Source organism: Leclercia sp. (assembly GCF_036780805.1).
GTDB lineage: Bacteria > Pseudomonadota > Gammaproteobacteria > Enterobacterales > Enterobacteriaceae > Enterobacter.
On the sequence record NZ_DAIQCE010000002.1, the window covers coordinates 443208 to 460347 of the forward strand.

A 17140-nucleotide genomic window follows, 5' to 3' on the forward strand; every position below is an offset into this window, starting at 1 on the left:
CGAGGAGTCTTACTGTGCCTGGTTTGAAGATTACGCTTTTACAACAACCGCTGGTGTGGATGGATGGTCCCGCCAACCTGCGTCATTTTGATCGTCAACTGGAGGGGATCGCCGGACGCGATATCATTATCCTGCCAGAAATGTTCACCACCGGATTTGCCATGGAAGCGGCAAGACAGTCCCTCCCGCAGGAGGATGTGGTCGCCTGGATGCAGGCAAGGGCGCAGCAAACCCAGGCGTTAATCGCCGGGAGCGCCGCGCTGCAGACCGAACGCGGGCCGGTTAACCGTTTTCTGCTGGTTGAGCCCGAGGGCAAGGTGCATTTCTACGATAAGCGCCACCTGTTCCGCATGGCGGATGAGCACCAGCACTATGAAGCGGGTACCGAGCGGCTGGTGTTTGAGTGGCGCGGCTGGCGCATTCTGCCGTTAGTCTGTTACGACCTGCGCTTCCCGGTATGGTCGCGTAACCGTAACGATTATGACCTGGCGCTGTATGTCGCTAACTGGCCCGCTCCACGCTCGCTGCACTGGCAGGCGCTGCTGACCGCACGGGCGATTGAGAACCAGGCCTATGTGGCAGGCTGCAACCGGGTGGGTACAGACGGCAACGGACATCACTATCGCGGTGACAGCCGGGTGATTAACCCGCAGGGGGAGATTATCGCCACCGCAGAGCCGCACCATGCGACGCGCATCGACGCCGAGCTGTCGCTGACGGCACTGAGAGAGTATCGGGAGAAGTTTCCTGCGTGGCAGGATGCCGATCCGTTTAGCATTAACTAAACATCTGCCGGGCGGCACCGCGCTGCTTGCCCGGCCAAATCTGCCGCGCGATAAAATGAGAAAGGCCTGAATCATTGCTGATTCAGGCCTTCTGAATAGTGGCGGAACGGACGGGACTCGAACCCGCGACCCCCTGCGTGACAGGCAGGTATTCTAACCGACTGAACTACCGCTCCGCTGTGTTCCCTTGGGAACGAGGCAGATATTACGGTTTGCCTCCGATCCCGTCAATGCTTTTTCTCTTCTTTTGAATCGTTTGCTGCAAAAACGATCCAAACGGTTATTTTACCAGCATTTCCGTCGCAATTAACCGCGCCAGAGGCAGCTTCCGCCCTTCTTCTGCACCAGATCGAGACGAGATTCATGTGCCAGCAGCTCTTCATCGCTGGCGAGAATGACCCGTAATGCGCTGCTCTGACGAATGACGCGCTGGATTTCACTCTCTCCGGACTGATTCTGTGAATCACTATCCGCGTTAAAGGCCAGCGCTGTCTGGCCGCCCGTCATGAGCAGATAGACATCGGCCAGGATCTGGGCATCGAGCAATGCCCCGTGCAGCGTACGTTTACTGTTATCTATTTCATAGCGTGAGCACAAGGCATCGAGGCTGTTACGCTTGCCGGGGAACATCCTTCTCGCCATCGCCAGACTGTCGGTGACTTTACAGAAGGTGTCGGTCTTCGGCAGGCCGCGGTTGAGCTTGCTGAATTCATAATCCATAAAGCCGATATCAAACGAGGCGTTATGAATAACCAGCTCGCCGCCTTTGATGTAGTCGATGAATTCATCGGCGACGTCAGCAAAGGTGGGTTTATCCAGTAAGAATTCATCTGCGATACCGTGAACGCCAAAGGCTTCCGGGTCCACCAGCCGGTCTGGCTTCAGGTAGACGTGGAAGTTATTGCCGGTAAGACGGCGGTTGATCACCTCTACCGCACCGATCTCGATGATCTTGTGCCCTTCATAGTGAGCACCGATCTGGTTCATACCCGTGGTTTCGGTATCGAGGACGATGATCCTGTCGGCGTTATGTGTGTCTGCAATACTCATTCTGAAAACCTGCTCTGTTCGACGGCGACATTGTAAACAACCTGACCAGGCGTTCAAAGCGCTAATCGCCGTGTCGATGCAGTTCACAACTCTGTCGCCAGCAGATTGCGACACCGTTTTTCGCATGCCAGGCTGCTCCGATTCAACTCTTATCGCAGCGGGCGCTATGACTCTCAGGATCCCCTTTCAGGTCAAACTCTTCCTGTCGCTGGTGGCATTTTCCTGTCTCCTTCTCGCGCTGCTGGGCGCCGTCCTGTTTCATTTCATCGATCGGCAGCTGCATCACGATATCGGCCAGCGCGCGCGGGTTCAGGCCAGCGAGATCGCCCTGATGCCCGATCTGGCGCTTAAAGTTGCTAACCGCGACCTGGCGGGGATTGCCCGGCTGATCCAGCCTCTGCGTAACCAAAGCGACGCCAGCTTTATCGTGATAGGCGACGTGCGCGAACAACATCTTTATCACTCTGAATCGCCGGAGCGCATTAATTTACCGATGATTGGCGGGGATAACGCAGAGGTGTTGCAGGGGAAAACCATTATTTCCGCGCGCCAGGGCGGGATCGGCTTTTCGCTTCGCAGCAAGGCCCCGATACGCAACGCGCAGAACGAGGTCATTGGCATTGTCTCGGTCGGGTATCTGACTTCATACATTAACAGTATCAATGCTCGTATCCTCTGGCAGGCCGCCTTATACGGTGTGGTGCTGTTACTGCTGCTGTTTATGTTCTCCTGGGTCTTTACCCGCAACGTCAAAAAACAGATGTTCTGGCTGGAGCCCAAGGCGATCGCTCTGCTGGTGCGGCAGCAAAAAGCCCTGCTTGAGGCGATGTATGAAGGGGTATTTGCCATCAATGCGGAGAGGCAGTTGATCTCCATTAACCGCGCCGCGCGAGAGCTGCTCGATATTCGTCAGAGCGAAAGCGAGATCCTCGGCAAACCGCTGGCGGCCGTGCTGCAGACGCCCCCCACCTTTTTTACCGGGGAAAAGATGCCCGATGACGGTCATCACCACGATCAGATCACGGTGCTGAATCAGCGGCAGGTGATTGTTAATCGGGTGCCTATCGAACTCGAGCCAGGCAAGGAGAGCGGCTGGGTCTTTAGCTTCCGCGATAAAAATGACATTAACACCCTCAGCAGCCAGCTGAGCCAGGTGAAGCGCTATGCGGATAATCTGCGGATTATGCGCCACGAGCAGATGAACTGGACCGCGACCTTGGCCGGGCTGTTGCAGATGCAGCGTTATGACGATGCGATGCGCTATATCGAAGCCCAGTCCGAAGGAGCGCAGGCGGCGCTGGATTTTGTCTCGACCCGCTTCACTTCCCCTGCCCTGTGCGGTCTGCTGCTGGGCAAATACGTCAGCGCCCGTGAAAAAGGCATCGAGCTGACCTTTGACCCGGCCTGCCAGCTAGCCCACCAGCCGACGGCCATCAGCGAAACCGAGCTGATGTCGATCATCGGCAACCTGCTGGATAATGCGGTAGAAGCAACGCTGCAAACTGCATCCCCCTACTCACCTGTGGCGCTCTACATTTCCGACCGAAACCACGAGCTGGTGATTGAGGTAGCGGATCAGGGCCGCGGCGTGGATGACTCGCTGAAACCCATCCTGTTTGAACAGGGGGTGACCAGCAAACCGACTCGCCCTGACGCCCTGACCGGGTCGGATCACGGTATCGGCCTGTATCTGGTGGCAAGCTATGTCCGGCAGGCAGGCGGCAGTATCGAAATTGCAGACAATGCCCCGCAGGGGGCGATATTTACCGTTTTTATCCCTTTAACGGTCACCGAGGCAACAGGACAGCACCATGAATAACACCCGTGAATTCGATGTCGTCATTGTGGAAGATGAACCCTATCTGGCCGGTTTGCACCGCGACTATATCGAACAACATTTCCCGCTGCGCGTGGTGGGGATTGCCGCCACGCTGGAACAGGCCCGGTCCCTGTTACAGCTTCACCAGCCGAGGCTGGTGTTGCTCGATAACTATCTGCCCGATGGTCAGGGGGTAGATTTAATCGACAGCGCCCTGCTGAAAAGCTTTGATTGCTCGGTCATTTTCCTGACGGCCGCCAGCGATATGCAGACCTGCAGCCGGGCGATGCGCCACGGGGCGTTTGACTACCTGATTAAGCCGGTCTCGTTTCAACGTTTGCAGAGTTCACTGGAGCGGTTTGTGGCCCTGCTGCGCACGCTGCGGCATGTGAAGGTGGTGGATCAGGACGCGCTGGACAAGCTGTTTAATCTGCCGACCCGTGCTGCGCCGCCCGCCCCGTCGACCAAAGGGATCGAGCCCAATACCCTCGAGCGGATTCAACACGCTTTTACCACCAGCCCCGATCGCTGCTGGTCGGTGGAGCAGATTGTCGAAGAGGTGGGGATCAGTAAAACCACCGGTCGCCGCTATCTGGAATATTGCGTGGAGACCGGCTTTATCAGCGTTGAAATGCAGTATGGCAATATCGGGCATCCGCGACGGCTCTACCGTAAGCTCGGCGAATGAGCGACCGCATTTATTCCACTAACAGGCCTCCGACGGCCTTTTTTTTTTTTGGTGCCTGCCGTGGTGTTTATGGTGTTAATTGCCGAATAAAAGCCAGCAATCACACTTCGGTGAGATAAAAATTGGGCCCTGTTGTCTGAGAAATCCGATGCGCTATGTTGAATTTTAGTTTCTCAAACGTAGCCAAAGGTTAATAACAATGTTAAATAAACTACATCTTTCTCTGCTTGCTACCGCTGTGCTGTTCTCTACGTCTGCCATGTCTGCTTTGCCTCAGGGCTATCCCGCCGATTATCAAAAGGTCGTCGATGCTGCAACCAAAGAGGGTAAGCTGGTCGTTTATTCCACCACCGATACCAAAGCCGCAGGCCCGCTGATTCAGGGGTTCGAAGCCACCTATCCGGGGATCAAAGTGGAATATAACGACATGAACAGCACCGAGCTGTACAACCGTTATATCAGCGAACAGGCCGCAGGCAGCAGCAGCGGCGACGTGGTCTGGAGTTCATCCATGGACACCGCGCTGAAGCTGGCGACCGACTACGCGATGGAATATACCTCTCCTGAGCAGGGTCAGATCCCGGCCTGGGCGGTATGGAAAAACCGCGCCTACGGCACCACCTACGAGCCGGTGGTGTTTATCTATAACAAACGGCAGATCCCGGCCAACAGCGTGCCGGATTCTCATGCGACACTGGCGAAACTGATCGCCAGCCAGCCCGACGAGTTCAGCAAAAAAGTCACCACCTATGATATCGAGAAATCCGGCCTCGGCTTTATGCTATCGGTACAGGATTCCCGCGCCGATCCGGCCTATTTCACCACCCTTGCTGACGTTGCCAAAGGTGGGTTAGCCGTGCAGTCCTCAACGGGTACCATGATGGAACGAGTCTCATCCGGTGAAAACCTGATCGGCTTTAACATCCTCGGCTCCTATGCTGAAGCCCGCGCCAAGACGGACCCGGCGCTCGGCATCATCTATCCGAAGGATTACACCCTGGTCCTCTCGCGCGTCTCCTTTATCAGCCAGGGGGCGCAGAACAGCAACGCCGCGAAGCTGTGGCTGGACTACGTCCTGTCTGAAAAAGGCCAGAGCATTCTGGCGAACAAGGCCGACATCCCCTCTCTGCGTAATGATATCGAAGGTAACAACGATATCGCCGGGTTAACCAAACGCCTGGGCAACGCCCTGAAACCGATCCCGGTGGATGAAAATCTGCTGGAATTTTTACAGCAGAAAAAACGCCTGGAGTACATCAAACAGTGGCGCGCTGCCGCACAGAAATAGTGGCGAGGTGGCGTGTGGCGCCATGCCGCACGCCCTTTCCTCTCGTCTGTTTTCACTGTTCAGGGTTGTACACTGAAGGGATGTGACATGAGTGCATTGGCTAGAAAGTGGCAGAGCCTGCCGCGTGGTATCGTGGTGTTGATAACCGCCCTGGTTATCTACGTCCCGTTATCGTTCATTGTGATACAAAGTTTCCTCTCCGCTCCGTTCTTTTCGCCATCGAAAACATGGAGCCTGGAGTCGTTTGGCTTCATTTTTACCGATCCCGATTTTTATACCGCCCTGAAAAGCGGCTTTATTCTGGCGTTCGGCCTGGTCGCTATTGCCATCCCGCTGGGCGGTATTCTGGCGTTTCTGATGGTACGCACGGATTTGCCGGGCCGTCGGCTGATTGAACCGCTGATCCTGGTGCCTATTTTTGTCTCGCCGATGGTGCTGGGCTTTGGCTATGTCGTAGCCGCCGGGCCGGTGGGCTTCTTCTCGCTGTGGGCGAAATCGCTGATTGGCTTCGTGCCGTGGAACATCTACAGCATGCCGAGCATCGTTATCATCGCCGGCCTGACCCACGTTCCGCACGCCTATCTCTATATTTCCTCGGCGCTGCGCAGCGTGGGATCGGATGTGGAAGAAGCGGCGCGTATTGCCGGTGCCACGCCGCTCCAGGTGATGACCTCCGTTAGCCTGCCCATGGTGCGCCCGTCCATTCTCTACGCCTGCGTGCTGCTGTTTTTCCTCGGGCTGGAGGTGTTTGGCCTGATGCTGGTGCTTGGCGATCCGGAAGGCAACCTGGTGCTGGCGACCTATCTGTATCAGCTGACCAATAAACTCGGCACCCCCTCTTATCACCTGATGGCAGCGGTGGCCGTGGTGCTGATCTGTCTCACCATCCCGCTGGTGATGTTGCAACGTCGGTTGATGCGAACCGCTAACCGCTTTGTCACGGTGAAAGGCAAAGCCTCGCAGGCACGCGCGCTGCCGCTGGGAAAATGGCGCTGGGTCGCCGGGGCGGTAGTGGCCTGCTGGCTGACCGTCACCATCGGCGTACCGCTGGTAGGCGTCATGCTGCGAGCCTTTATCTCTAACTGGGGCGTCGGGGTCTCGCTCTGGGATGAGGTGTCGTTCCAGACTTTCCGCAGTATCTGGGAACAACCTAACCTGCTGCGGGCGATCGTCAACTCCATGGCCATCGGCGTCTTCGGCGGCGCCCTGGCGGTGGCCTGCTATCTGTTTATCGGCATTGCCATGCACCGCAAACCCGACGGCATAACCCGCGCGCTGGACTACAGCGTGCTGGTGCCGCGTGCGGTTCCCGGCCTGCTGGCGGGCCTGGCCTTCCTGTGGGTTTTCCTGTTCATACCGATGTGGCTGGATAACGCCCTGAAATCGGGCGCCCTTTCCGATATGCCGTGGTCACAGTGGCTGCGGGACAATCTGGTGCCCTGGCTGCGTTCGCTGCGCAGCACCATCTTCAGCGTCTGGCTGGCCTATACCGTGGTGTGGATGGCTTACGGGCTACGCCTAATCTCCTCGACGCTACTGCAGGTAGGGCCGGAGCTGGAAGAGGCCGCGCGCAGCACCGGCGCGACCCGCGGGCAGATCACCCGTCACGTCACCATTCCGCTCTCCCGCTACGGGCTGATTGGCTCCTGGCTGCTGATGTTCCTGATCTTTGAACGTGAATACTCAACCGGCGTGTATCTGCTGTCACCGGGGACAGAAACTATCGGCTCCATGCTGGTTTCGCTGTGGGCAGCCGGAGCGATTGATATTGTCGCGGCGCTCTCTTTTATCAACATCCTGCTGGTAGTGGTCGGCCTGGGTATCGCCCTTCGTTTTGGAGTGAAATTACATGATTGAGTTATCGGTTGAAGACCTGCATTTAACCTATGGCGACAACCCGGTGCTGAAAGGGGTGTCCATGGAACTGAAACCCGGTGAAGTTGTGTCGCTGCTGGGACCTTCCGGCAGCGGCAAGACCACCCTGCTGCGTGCCGTTGCCGGGCTGGAAAAGCCGACCCAGGGCAAGATTACTATCGGCAAAAGAAGCGTCTATAACGGCACGCCGCGCAGCGAAGTCCCCGCCGAAGAGCGCAACCTGGGGCTGGTGTTTCAGTCGTACGCGCTATGGCCGCATAAGACGGTGTTTGAGAACGTGGCCTACCCGCTGAAACTGCGTAAAGTCGCGAAAGCGGAAATCGCGCAACGGGTTGCCGCGGTGCTGGAGCAACTCGGGCTCGGCCATCTCGCGCATCGCCATCCGCATCAGCTTTCCGGCGGACAGCAGCAGCGCGTGGCCATTGGCCGGGCGCTGGTCTACAACCCGCCGGTGATCCTGCTGGATGAACCGCTGTCGAATCTTGACGCCAAGATGCGCGAAGAGGCCCGGGTGTTTCTGCGCGAGCTGATCGTCAAACTGGGGTTGTCGGCGCTGATGGTGACGCACGATCAGAATGAAGCCATGGCGATCTCCGATCGGATCCTGCTGCTGAATAACGGCAAGATCGAACAACAGGGTACGCCGCAGGAGATGTATGGCTCGCCAAAAACGTTGTTTACGGCGGAGTTCATGGGCAGTAACAACCGGCTGCACGGGAAAGTGACCGACGTCCGCGAGGGGAAAGCGCGCATCGAAGGTCGCGACTGGGCCCTGTGGGGACGGGCCGGCGAAGGCGTTCAGTCTGGTCAGGAGGCGACGGCGGTGATCCGCGTTGAGCGCGTGGTGGTCACCGACGGCCCCGGGGCAAATCAGCTTGAGCTGCCCATGCTGACCAGCATGTATCTCGGTGACCGCTGGGAGTATCTGTTCCGCACGGCGGGGGATGAGTTCGTCATCCGCGCCTACGGCGCAGAGGTGCGCGATCCGCAACATTGCCATCTGGCGCTGCCGGAGGAGCACGTCTGGATCTTCCCGAAATCCTGATCCCACCGGGGGCGGCCACCAGCGCCCCCTGTCGTTTTTGCTGTGCTGACGGCGACCATTTATGTCAGACTTACCGTTTTGATTACAGGATGTCTGCCAGGATGCGTAAACAGGTAGAGATTTACACCGACGGATCGTGCCTCGGCAACCCGGGTCCGGGGGGCTACGGTGCGATTTTGCGTTATCGCGAGCACGAAAAAACCTTCAACGAAGGCTATCGCCTGACCACCAACAACCGTATGGAGTTGATGGCCGCGATTGTGGCCCTCGAGGCGCTAAAAGAGCACTGCGATATTGTGCTGAGCACCGATAGCCAGTATGTGCGCCAGGGGATCACCCAGTGGATCCATAACTGGAAAAAACGGGGCTGGAAAACAGCCGACAAAAAACCGGTGAAGAATGTCGATCTCTGGCAGCGCCTGGATGCGGCACTCAGCCAGCATAAAATCCAGTGGGAGTGGGTGAAAGGCCACGCCGGACATCCCGAAAACGAACGTTGCGACGAGCTGGCCCGCGCTGCCGCAATGAATCCGCAGCATGAAGATGTGGGATACAAACCGGATGCCTGATCAGGGCTTACGGTATTGTCGCGTGGCGCCGACGGCGGCACGCAACCGCGCTTTCGCTTTACTTTGCTTCATGGGATTGAGCGTCAGGGGGATGGTTCGCTTGCGCGCCACAATCAGCTGCATGCAGCCCAGCGCCGGGAAATGGGTGGTGAGCATCTTCCCGCCCTGCCGCGTCCAGGGAATGACCTGAAAACCGCTATGGTGCATCACCTCAAAGTTGAGCAGCGACAGCCAGTCCAGCTGGCGCATCAGGGTAAACATCCGGCTGTTGTACGGCGGGGTGCGGCGCAGCACCGGCACCAGCTTGCGCAAACCCATCAGACTCATCGGATTAAAGCCGCTAATCACCAGCCAGCCATCATCAATCAGCACCCGGTCGGCTTCGCGCAGTAACCGGTGCGGATCGTCGCACCAGGGCAGCGAATGCGCCAGCAGGCAGGCATCCACGGATTTTTCCGCAAACGGCAGATGCAAAGGATTGGCCTTCACCTGAACCGGGTCGCCCCCGAGCGAAACATTGACCTGATGTGAAATTCCACAACTTTCAGTGTTGATTTCCGCGCTCAGATTGCCAATCTTAAGCAGGTGAAAACCATACATTTTTGCGAACCAGGGCTTAAGCTGCTGCTCAAGCGCTTCGCGATAGTATTCACCCCAGGGCAATTCCGCCCAATGTGCGGGTGCTGAGACAATCTGAGGTATCCTTGCCGGTTTCATCAAAACACCCGCCACGCTATGAGAGGTAATGTATGAATCTTAACAGTATTCCTGCTTTTCAGGACAATTACATCTGGGTTTTAACCAATGATGAAGGCCGCTGCATCATTGTCGATCCTGGCGAGGCTGAACCGGTGCTGAGGGCCATTGAGCAAAGCCAGTGGCAGCCAGAAGCAATCCTGTTGACCCATCATCACCACGACCATGTGGGCGGCGTGGCGGCGATCTGTGCAAAATTTCCGCATCTTGTGGTTTACGGCCCCGCTGAGACACAAAATAAGGGAACGACCCGCGTAGTCGAAGATGGAGAAAAGATCCTCATTCTTGAGTCGGAGTTTTCCGTAATTGCCACACCTGGTCACACTTTAGGACATATCTCGTTCTTCAGTTTTCCTTATCTTTTCTGTGGCGATACCATGTTCTCTGGCGGCTGCGGAAGACTGTTCGAAGGCACGCCAGCCCAGATGTACCAGTCATTCCAGAAAATTAACGCCCTTCCTGAAGACACTCTCATTTGCTGTGCGCACGAATATACTTTAGCGAATATGAAGTTTGCAATGCACGTTTTGCCGGAGGATACGGCGATTCAGGATTATTACCGCAAAGTTAATGAGTTACGTGCAAAAAACCAAAAAACACTCCCCGGAATTCTGAAAAATGAGCGTAAAATTAATTTATTTCTCAGAACAGATGATGTTGATTTAATTAATAAAATTAATGAAGAAACAAATATGCAACAACCAGAAGAGTTTTTCGCATGGTTAAGGGCGAAGAAAGATAACTTCTGATAATTGCGTGTTGCCTTTTTAAATATTCGTCGTTATCATCGCTCGTCTTTTAAGCAACTATTGACACACACATGAAGGCAAAAGCGATATTACTCGCCTCTGTCCTGCTTGTGGGTTGCCAGGCGTCTCAGAACACTGGCAACGTACAACAGCACGCACAGAGCCTTTCTGCAGCTGGTCAAGGGGAAGCAGGGAAGTTTACAAGTCAATCGCGATGGGCAGACGATGGGACGTCTTTCGCACAGGATCAAGACTTGTGGGTCTCTATTGGCGACGAGCTGAAGATGGGAATTCCGGATAACAGCCGGATTCGCGAACAGAAACAGAAGTATTTAAGCAATAAGAGCTATCTCCACGATGTAACTTTACGGGCAGAGCCGTATATGTACTGGATAGCAGGGCAAGTTAAGAAACGTAACATGCCTATGGAACTGGTACTACTACCCATAGTGGAGAGCGCTTTTGACCCACATGCAACGTCTGGCGCCAAGGCCGCAGGTCTTTGGCAGATCATACCGAGCACAGGGCGAAATTATGGTTTGAAACAGACCCGCAACTATGATGCGCGTCGTGATGTGGTCGCTTCGACGACTGCAGCACTCGACATGATGCAACGTCTGAACAAGATGTTTGACGGCGACTGGTTGTTAACTGTCGCGGCGTATAATAGCGGTGAGGGTCGTGTACTGAAGGCAATGAAAGCGAATAAAGCACGGGGTCTACCCACCGACTTTTGGTCGCTTCCACTGCCACGGGAAACCAAAATTTACGTACCAAAAATGCTGGCTTTGAGTGAAATCTTCAAAAACAGCGAACAGTACGGCGTGAAGCTGCCGACCTCGGACGAGAGTCGCGCGCTGGCGAGAGTGCGTATCAACAACCCTGTTGAATTGCGACAGGTTGCCGATATGGCAGGTATCTCGGTTACCAAACTGAAAGCCTTTAACGCAGGTGTGAAAGGCTCTACGTTGGGTAACAGCGGGCCGAAGTATGTTCTGGTGCCGCAGAAACACGCTGAACAGTTACGGGTATCTCTGGCAGCGGGTGAAATTGCAGCGGTTCAGTCTACGCTGATCGCCGATAATTCACCGGTTAACAGCCGTAGCTATCAGGTACGTACAGGCGATACGCTTTCAGGTATTGCATCACGTCTTGGCGTGAGCGCGAAAGATCTGCAGCAGTGGAACAAGCTGCGCGGCTCTACCCTGAAAGTAGGTCAGAACCTGACGATTGGCGCGGGTAACAGCGCGCAGCGTCTCGCCAATAACAGCGATAGCATTACCTATCGCGTGCAAAAAGGTGATTCGCTCTCCAGTATTGCTAAGCGTCACGGCGTAAACATCAAAGATGTCATGCGCTGGAACAGTGATACCGACAATCTGCAGCCTGGCGATCGGATAACGTTGTTTGTGAAAAACAACGCCACCCCGGATTCCTGATTTCAGAGACCAGATGTAAAAAAGGCACCGATTCCCCCGGTGCCTTTTTTGTTTTATCCCGCCTTTTGGGCTTCAGCGAAGAGTGTATCGCTGGTGAATGAGCCCTCTTCCTGCAGCTCGAAGTAGGCTTTCACCTCGGCGGAGGCGCTCTCCTGATACAGCCTGATTGCCTGGCTTAATGGCTCAGGCGTGCGCATACGGGCAATCCACGAGGAGAACTCCAGCGTCAGCCTGTCAGTTTGCAACGCGCGCGTAATCAGCCCGGCTTCCGTAAACATCGATAACCATTCGCCGCTGGAATAATTGCGCACATGCGAGGTGTCGCGCAGGGCTTCAACCGTCTGCAACCAGATATCCCGCACCGGATGGCCCGGCGACATAATATCCATAACGATGACCAAACCGCCCGGCTTCAGCACGCGTTTAACCTCGCGCAACGCCTGGCCGACATCGTGCCAGTGATGCGCCGAGTAGCGGCTGATGACGATATCAAAGGATTGATCGGCAAAGGGTAAGGATTCGGCATAACCCTGGCGGGTGGCGATATTCCCCAGCCCCTTCTCACTGGCGGCCGCAGAGACCACCTCCAGCATCTGGCTGGATAAGTCGTAAGCCGTCACCTGAGCGACCTGCTGTGCCGCTATAAAGCTGGCATGGCCCGCTCCGCAGCCTAAATCCAGCACGCTGGCATCGGGGAAGTCGGCCAGACGTTCAGCCAGTCGCTGCAGATCGCGCCCGGATGCATGAACCGCGCTGGTGAGATAGGCCTTCGCCTGGGAGCCAAACTGTTTTTCTACGTTGTCATGATGGGACTGTGTTGTCATTTTTTGCTGTCCTTCGGTTGATGAAAAATAAAGGGCAGCACCCGCGCAGGCCTGCCCCACGGCAGACCTGACACACCTCTATCTCTCAGGCTTGCCGGGACTGAATTCGACGAGTAGCGGATTGTGATCGGATGCGCGCGTTACCAGCACTGAGGCTTCGTGCACGTTCAGACCACGATAGAAGACAAAATCGAGGGGACGACCAAAGGCTTTGCGACGCTGGTCATCGGTAAAGCGAACTTCGCGCAGCGACATCTCACGCGCAAAGCGATAAAGCGCATTCATACGTGGACGGCTCCAGGCATTGAAATCACCGGCCATCACCACAGGACCGCTGTGATGCGCGATCTGATCACCGATGGGCAGTAACTGCTTGCTGTAGACGTCAACGCCGAGGCTGAAATTAACCGCGTGAATATTCACCACCATCAGCAGACGGGTGTCCGGCAGTGGATAAACGGTAACCAGAGCAGATTTCGCCAGGCGCAGGAGCGGTTCACGTTCCCGCAGTGGGCAGCAATAAACAGGATGCGCGGCAGAGAGTGTCATCACTCCTGACGGATGCTGAGGCAGAACAAATGCCGGTACCTGATCGGCCGCGAGATAGTTAGTGGTCGCAAACCTGACCAGCTCAGGGGTGGTTTGCGCCTCCTGCAACAGCACCAGGTGCGCATCTTTACCAAAGTTCTGCAGGACGGATAACCATTCGGCGCGCTGCTGTTTGAAGATATTCCACACCAGCACCCGGATTTTTTCATCACTGCTTAAAGGTGCGCCGGCGGGCAACGCCTGGCCAATGCTCGCAAACGACCCCGGAGGTAAGATCCTCTCCGCAGGTTGTCCGGCAACATAACGCATGGCATAGGTATTTTTTCGCACGATGTGAAACGACCTCTATAGACAGAACCCGTCCAGAAACAGGAGCGGGTTCTAATGTTATAGGGTTTTCAGCTCACACTTTCAACGCAATTACCGAGAAACCGCTGTTTCGTTTTGTTAGCGAGTGCTTACACCATGCTTATCCCAGTACAACACGAGCGGGTTTATCCAGGCGGCCGCTGAGGCCAATCAGCAGAAATGCCGCGAGAACGATAACCGCCCCAATCCACGGCGTTTGCGCCAGACCGAAGTGTTCAACGGTTTGCCCGCCAATAATCGACCCCAGCGCAATACCTACGTTGAAAGCCGCGATGTTCAAACCAGACGCCACATCCACGGCGTTCGGGGTATAGAGCTCGGCTTTCTGCACCACGTAGACCTGCAGGCCCGGTACGTTGCCGAAGGCGAAGATCCCCATCACCAGAACCGTCGCCAGCGCGGCATACTGCATCGAGGCGGTGAACTGGAATACCAGCAGCAGGACAACCAGTGCAGCAAAGATAATTTTCAGTGCCGGAACGGCGCCATGCTTATCGGCCAGCTTACCGCCCCAGATGTTGCCGATCGCCACCGAAACGCCATAGCCGAGCAGGATCCAGCTGACCGCACTCGGTGAGAATCCTGCCAGATCCTGCATCATTGGCGCGAGGAAGGTAAACGCGGTAAACACGCCGCCATAACCCAGCGCGGTAATGGCATAGATCATCAGTAGTCGGGGATGGGTCAGCACCTTCAGCTGATCGCGCAGCGTCGCTGCTGCACGCCCTGGAATGTTCGACGGGATCAGTACCAGACTGCTGATCAGGGCGATCACCCCAAGCAGCGAGACCGCGAGGAAAGTTTCCCGCCAGCCAAAATGCTGGCCGATAAAGGTACCCAGCGGCACGCCGGTAACCAGCGCTACGGTTAAACCGCCAAACATGATGGCGATGGCAGAGGCGGCTTTCTCTTTGGGCACCAGACTGGTCGCGATGGTCGAGCCGATAGAGAAGAAGACCCCGTGAGCAAGGCCGGTCAGCAGACGGGCAATCACCAGGGTCGTGTAATCAGGTGCCTGCCAGGCAAGAATATTGCCCGCAGTGAACAGCACCATCAACGCCATCAGCAACTGCTTACGCGGCAGTCTGCCTGTAAGGGCCGTCAGCACCGGCGCGCCGATCGCCACGCCGAGAGCATAGATGGAGACCAGCAAACCCGCAGAAGGCAGGGAGATGGCCAGTTGGTCAGCAATCGTAGGAACCAGTCCTACAATAACAAATTCGGTTGTGCCGATTGCGAAGGCACTGATCGTCAGGGCAAGTAGCGCCAGAGGCATAAAAAACTCCGTCTCATCAGGATTAAGATGACACGGAGTATGCGCCAGTGTTTAAATAACAAAAATGCTCACAGTATCAATACAATTTTGCGGATTAAGCAATAATGAAAGCAACCTCTGAGGAACTGGCGATCTTTGTCGCCGTCGTTGAGAGCGGCAGCTTTAGCCGCGCCGCCGAACAGCTGGGCCAGGCTAACTCGGCCGTCAGCCGGTCGGTCAAAAAGCTGGAGATGAAGCTGGGCGTCAGCCTGCTGAACCGGACCACGCGGCAGCTAAGCCTGACCGAAGAAGGCGAACGCTATTTCCGGCGCGTGCAGTCTATCCTCCAGGAGATGGCGGCGGCAGAGACCGAGATTATGGAAACCCGCAGCACACCACGCGGCCTGTTGCGCATTGACGCCGCCACGCCCGTGGTGCTGCATTTCCTGATGCCGTTAATCAAACCTTTCCGCGAACGTTATCCGGAAATGACGTTGTCTCTGGTCTCGTCAGAAACCTTTATCAACCTGATTGAGCGCAAGGTGGATGTCGCAATACGCGCCGGGACGCTGACCGATTCCAGTCTGCGGGCCCGCCCGTTGTTCACCAGCTATCGCAAAATCATCGCCTCTCCGGCCTATATTGCCCGTTTCGGCAAGCCTGAGACGATTGAGGAACTGAAGCAGCATCTGTGCCTGGGCTTTACCGAGCCGGTATCGCTTAACACCTGGCCCCTTGCCTGCCATGATGGCCAGCTTCATGAAGTGGTCAGCGGTTTATCGTCTAACAGCGGCGAAACGCTCAAGCAGTTATGCCTTGAAGGCAATGGGATAGCATGTCTTTCGGATTATATGATTGATAAAGAGATTGCGCGGGGTGAGTTAGTGGAGCTAATGGCAGACAAGCGCCTGCCAGTAGAGATGCCCTTCAGCGCGGTCTACTACAGCGACAGAGCGGTGAGCACCCGGATCCGGGCATTTATCGACTTTCTGAGCGAGCATGTAAAACAGCTCCCGAAGGAGCTGTAAGAGGGTTTAGGGTACAGAGGGTGGGTTAAATTAATCCCAGTTTGGCGCCAGGCCTTCCGGGCTCACCAGGCGATCGTTGCAATCCAGGGCGGCGATCGCTTTTTTATCATCCTGATCCAGCGTCAGATCCTGTGCCAGCAGGTTGCTTGCCAGGTTTTCACGTTTGGTTGAAGAAGGGATAACCGCATAACCCTCCCCCATCGCCCACGCCAGAATAACCTGCGCGGCGGTCGCATTATGTTTGGCGGCAATACGCAGAATGGTTTCGTCTTTCAGCGCTTTGCCGTAAGCCAACGTCATGTAAGAGGTGATATGGATGCCGTGCTGCTGTGCCCATTTCACCACCTGGCGGTTTTGCAGATAAGGCGAAAGCTCGATCTGGTTGGTCGCGATATTTTCTGCGCCAACGGCCGCAATCGCTTTTTCCATCAATGGGATAGTAAAGTTAGAGATCCCAATTTCACGCGTCAGCCCCTGGGCTTTGGCTTCCAGTAATGCCTGCATAAACTCTTCAACTGACACGGCATCGTTTGGTGATGGCCAGTGGATCAGGGTCAGATCGACATAATCGGTGCGCAGTTTTTTCAGGCTCTCTTTCAGGCTTGGAATTAATTTCTCTTTACTGAGGTTCTCGATCCAGATCTTGGTGGTGATAAAAAGTTCGTCGCGCGGTACGCCGCTCTCTTCGATGGCCTGACCGACCGCAGCTTCATTGTCGTAGATCTGCGCGGTATCAACCGTGCGATAACCCAGCTCGAGGGCAGTTTTAACGGATGCGATAACAACGTCGTCTTTCAGGCGGAAAGTGCCGAGACCAAATGCAGGGATAGTCATTGAATTCCTCTTTTCTTCATCATGTTTGTTAATAGAGAGGATTATCGCTGCTGGGGATGTGTGAAAAAAAGAGCGTATTACGCAGAGGATTTTTGCGTTTAAAGCAATAATCAGACGACAGATAAGAAAAAAGCCCTGAGCGTTAGCTCAGGGCTTTCAATAAGTGGCGGAACGGACGGGACTCGAACCCGCGACCCCCTGCGTGACAGGCAGGTATT

The 17140-nt window shown here is 55.6% G+C and carries 15 protein-coding genes, 1 tRNA gene and 1 pseudogene; 10 read left to right on the top strand and 7 right to left on the bottom strand.

Translation table 11 applies throughout. The features are described 5' to 3' along the window. The first annotated feature begins 14 nt into the window (after window positions 1–14). Window positions 15–785 carry an amidohydrolase gene (locus V7Q49_RS11410; protein WP_333851275.1) on the top strand — a complete coding sequence of 257 codons (771 nt, stop codon included), beginning with the start codon at window positions 15–17 and terminating at the stop codon, window positions 783–785. A gap of 99 nt (window positions 786–884) precedes the next feature. On the opposite strand, the gene V7Q49_RS11415 is transcribed toward V7Q49_RS11410, so the two are convergent. After that, window positions 885–961: transfer RNA gene (locus tag V7Q49_RS11415), tRNA-Asp, on the bottom strand. Window positions 962–1091: 130 nt separating this feature from the next. After that, complete coding sequence (gene dnaQ, locus V7Q49_RS11420) at window positions 1092–1835, bottom strand: DNA polymerase III subunit epsilon (protein ID WP_333851277.1); 744 nt, start codon at window positions 1833–1835, stop codon at window positions 1092–1094. Window positions 1836–2001: 166 nt separating this feature from the next. On the opposite strand from dnaQ, the gene V7Q49_RS11425 reads away from it, so the two are divergent. From V7Q49_RS11425 to rnhA, 6 genes are all read left to right on the top strand, one after another. After that, on the top strand, window positions 2002–3654 hold the full coding sequence (locus V7Q49_RS11425; protein WP_333851279.1) for a sensor histidine kinase: 1653 nt from the start codon (window positions 2002–2004) through the stop codon (window positions 3652–3654). Beyond that, on the top strand, window positions 3647–4342 hold the full coding sequence (locus V7Q49_RS11430) for a response regulator (protein WP_333851281.1): 696 nt from the start codon (window positions 3647–3649) through the stop codon (window positions 4340–4342). The genes V7Q49_RS11425 and V7Q49_RS11430 overlap by 8 nt, the downstream gene beginning before the upstream one ends. 199 nt (window positions 4343–4541) lie before the next feature. After that, complete coding sequence (locus V7Q49_RS11435; protein ID WP_333851283.1) at window positions 4542–5630, top strand: ABC transporter substrate-binding protein; 1089 nt, start codon at window positions 4542–4544, stop codon at window positions 5628–5630. Window positions 5631–5717: 87 nt separating this feature from the next. Next, complete coding sequence (locus tag V7Q49_RS11440) at window positions 5718–7487, top strand: ABC transporter permease (protein WP_333851285.1); 1770 nt, start codon at window positions 5718–5720, stop codon at window positions 7485–7487. Beyond that, window positions 7480–8550, top strand: coding sequence for an ABC transporter ATP-binding protein (locus V7Q49_RS11445; protein ID WP_333851287.1), 1071 nt, complete (start codon window positions 7480–7482; stop codon window positions 8548–8550). The genes V7Q49_RS11440 and V7Q49_RS11445 overlap by 8 nt, the downstream gene beginning before the upstream one ends. A gap of 101 nt (window positions 8551–8651) precedes the next feature. Beyond that, a complete protein-coding gene (rnhA, locus tag V7Q49_RS11450) occupies window positions 8652–9119 on the top strand; it encodes a ribonuclease HI (RefSeq protein ID WP_333851289.1) in 468 nt (155 codons plus the stop codon). On the opposite strand, the gene V7Q49_RS11455 is transcribed toward rnhA, so the two are convergent. Then, entirely contained in the window at window positions 9120–9836 is a 717-nt protein-coding gene (locus V7Q49_RS11455) for a class I SAM-dependent methyltransferase (protein WP_333851291.1), read from the bottom strand. Window positions 9837–9868: 32 nt separating this feature from the next. Between V7Q49_RS11455 and gloB the strand changes: the two genes are divergently transcribed. Both gloB and mltD read left to right on the top strand, forming a co-directional pair. After that, window positions 9869–10624 carry a hydroxyacylglutathione hydrolase gene (gloB, locus tag V7Q49_RS11460; RefSeq protein ID WP_333851293.1) on the top strand — a complete coding sequence of 252 codons (756 nt, stop codon included), beginning with the start codon at window positions 9869–9871 and terminating at the stop codon, window positions 10622–10624. A 71-nt stretch (window positions 10625–10695) separates the two neighbouring features. Continuing rightward, complete coding sequence (gene mltD, locus V7Q49_RS11465) at window positions 10696–12063, top strand: murein transglycosylase D (RefSeq protein ID WP_333851295.1); 1368 nt, start codon at window positions 10696–10698, stop codon at window positions 12061–12063. A 53-nt stretch (window positions 12064–12116) separates the two neighbouring features. Here the strand turns inward: mltD and V7Q49_RS11470 are convergent, their stop codons facing one another. From V7Q49_RS11470 to V7Q49_RS11480, 3 genes are all read right to left on the bottom strand, one after another. Next, a complete protein-coding gene (locus V7Q49_RS11470; RefSeq protein ID WP_333851297.1) occupies window positions 12117–12887 on the bottom strand; it encodes a class I SAM-dependent methyltransferase in 771 nt (256 codons plus the stop codon). 78 nt (window positions 12888–12965) lie between these two features. Further along, complete coding sequence (locus V7Q49_RS11475; protein ID WP_032616661.1) at window positions 12966–13766, bottom strand: endonuclease/exonuclease/phosphatase family protein; 801 nt, start codon at window positions 13764–13766, stop codon at window positions 12966–12968. A 139-nt stretch (window positions 13767–13905) separates the two neighbouring features. Beyond that, window positions 13906–15081, bottom strand: a complete 1176-nt coding sequence (locus V7Q49_RS11480) for an MFS transporter (RefSeq protein ID WP_333851301.1) — start codon at window positions 15079–15081, stop codon at window positions 13906–13908. A 104-nt stretch (window positions 15082–15185) separates the two neighbouring features. Here V7Q49_RS11480 and yafC point away from each other — a divergent pair. Continuing rightward, window positions 15186–16117 (top strand): annotated as a pseudogene (yafC, locus tag V7Q49_RS11485) (DNA-binding transcriptional regulator YafC). A 1-nt stretch (window position 16118) separates the two neighbouring features. Here yafC and dkgB read toward each other — a convergent pair. Next, window positions 16119–16922, bottom strand: coding sequence for a 2,5-didehydrogluconate reductase DkgB (gene dkgB / locus V7Q49_RS11490; protein ID WP_333851304.1), 804 nt, complete (start codon window positions 16920–16922; stop codon window positions 16119–16121). Window positions 16923–17140: the final 218 nt, after the last annotated feature.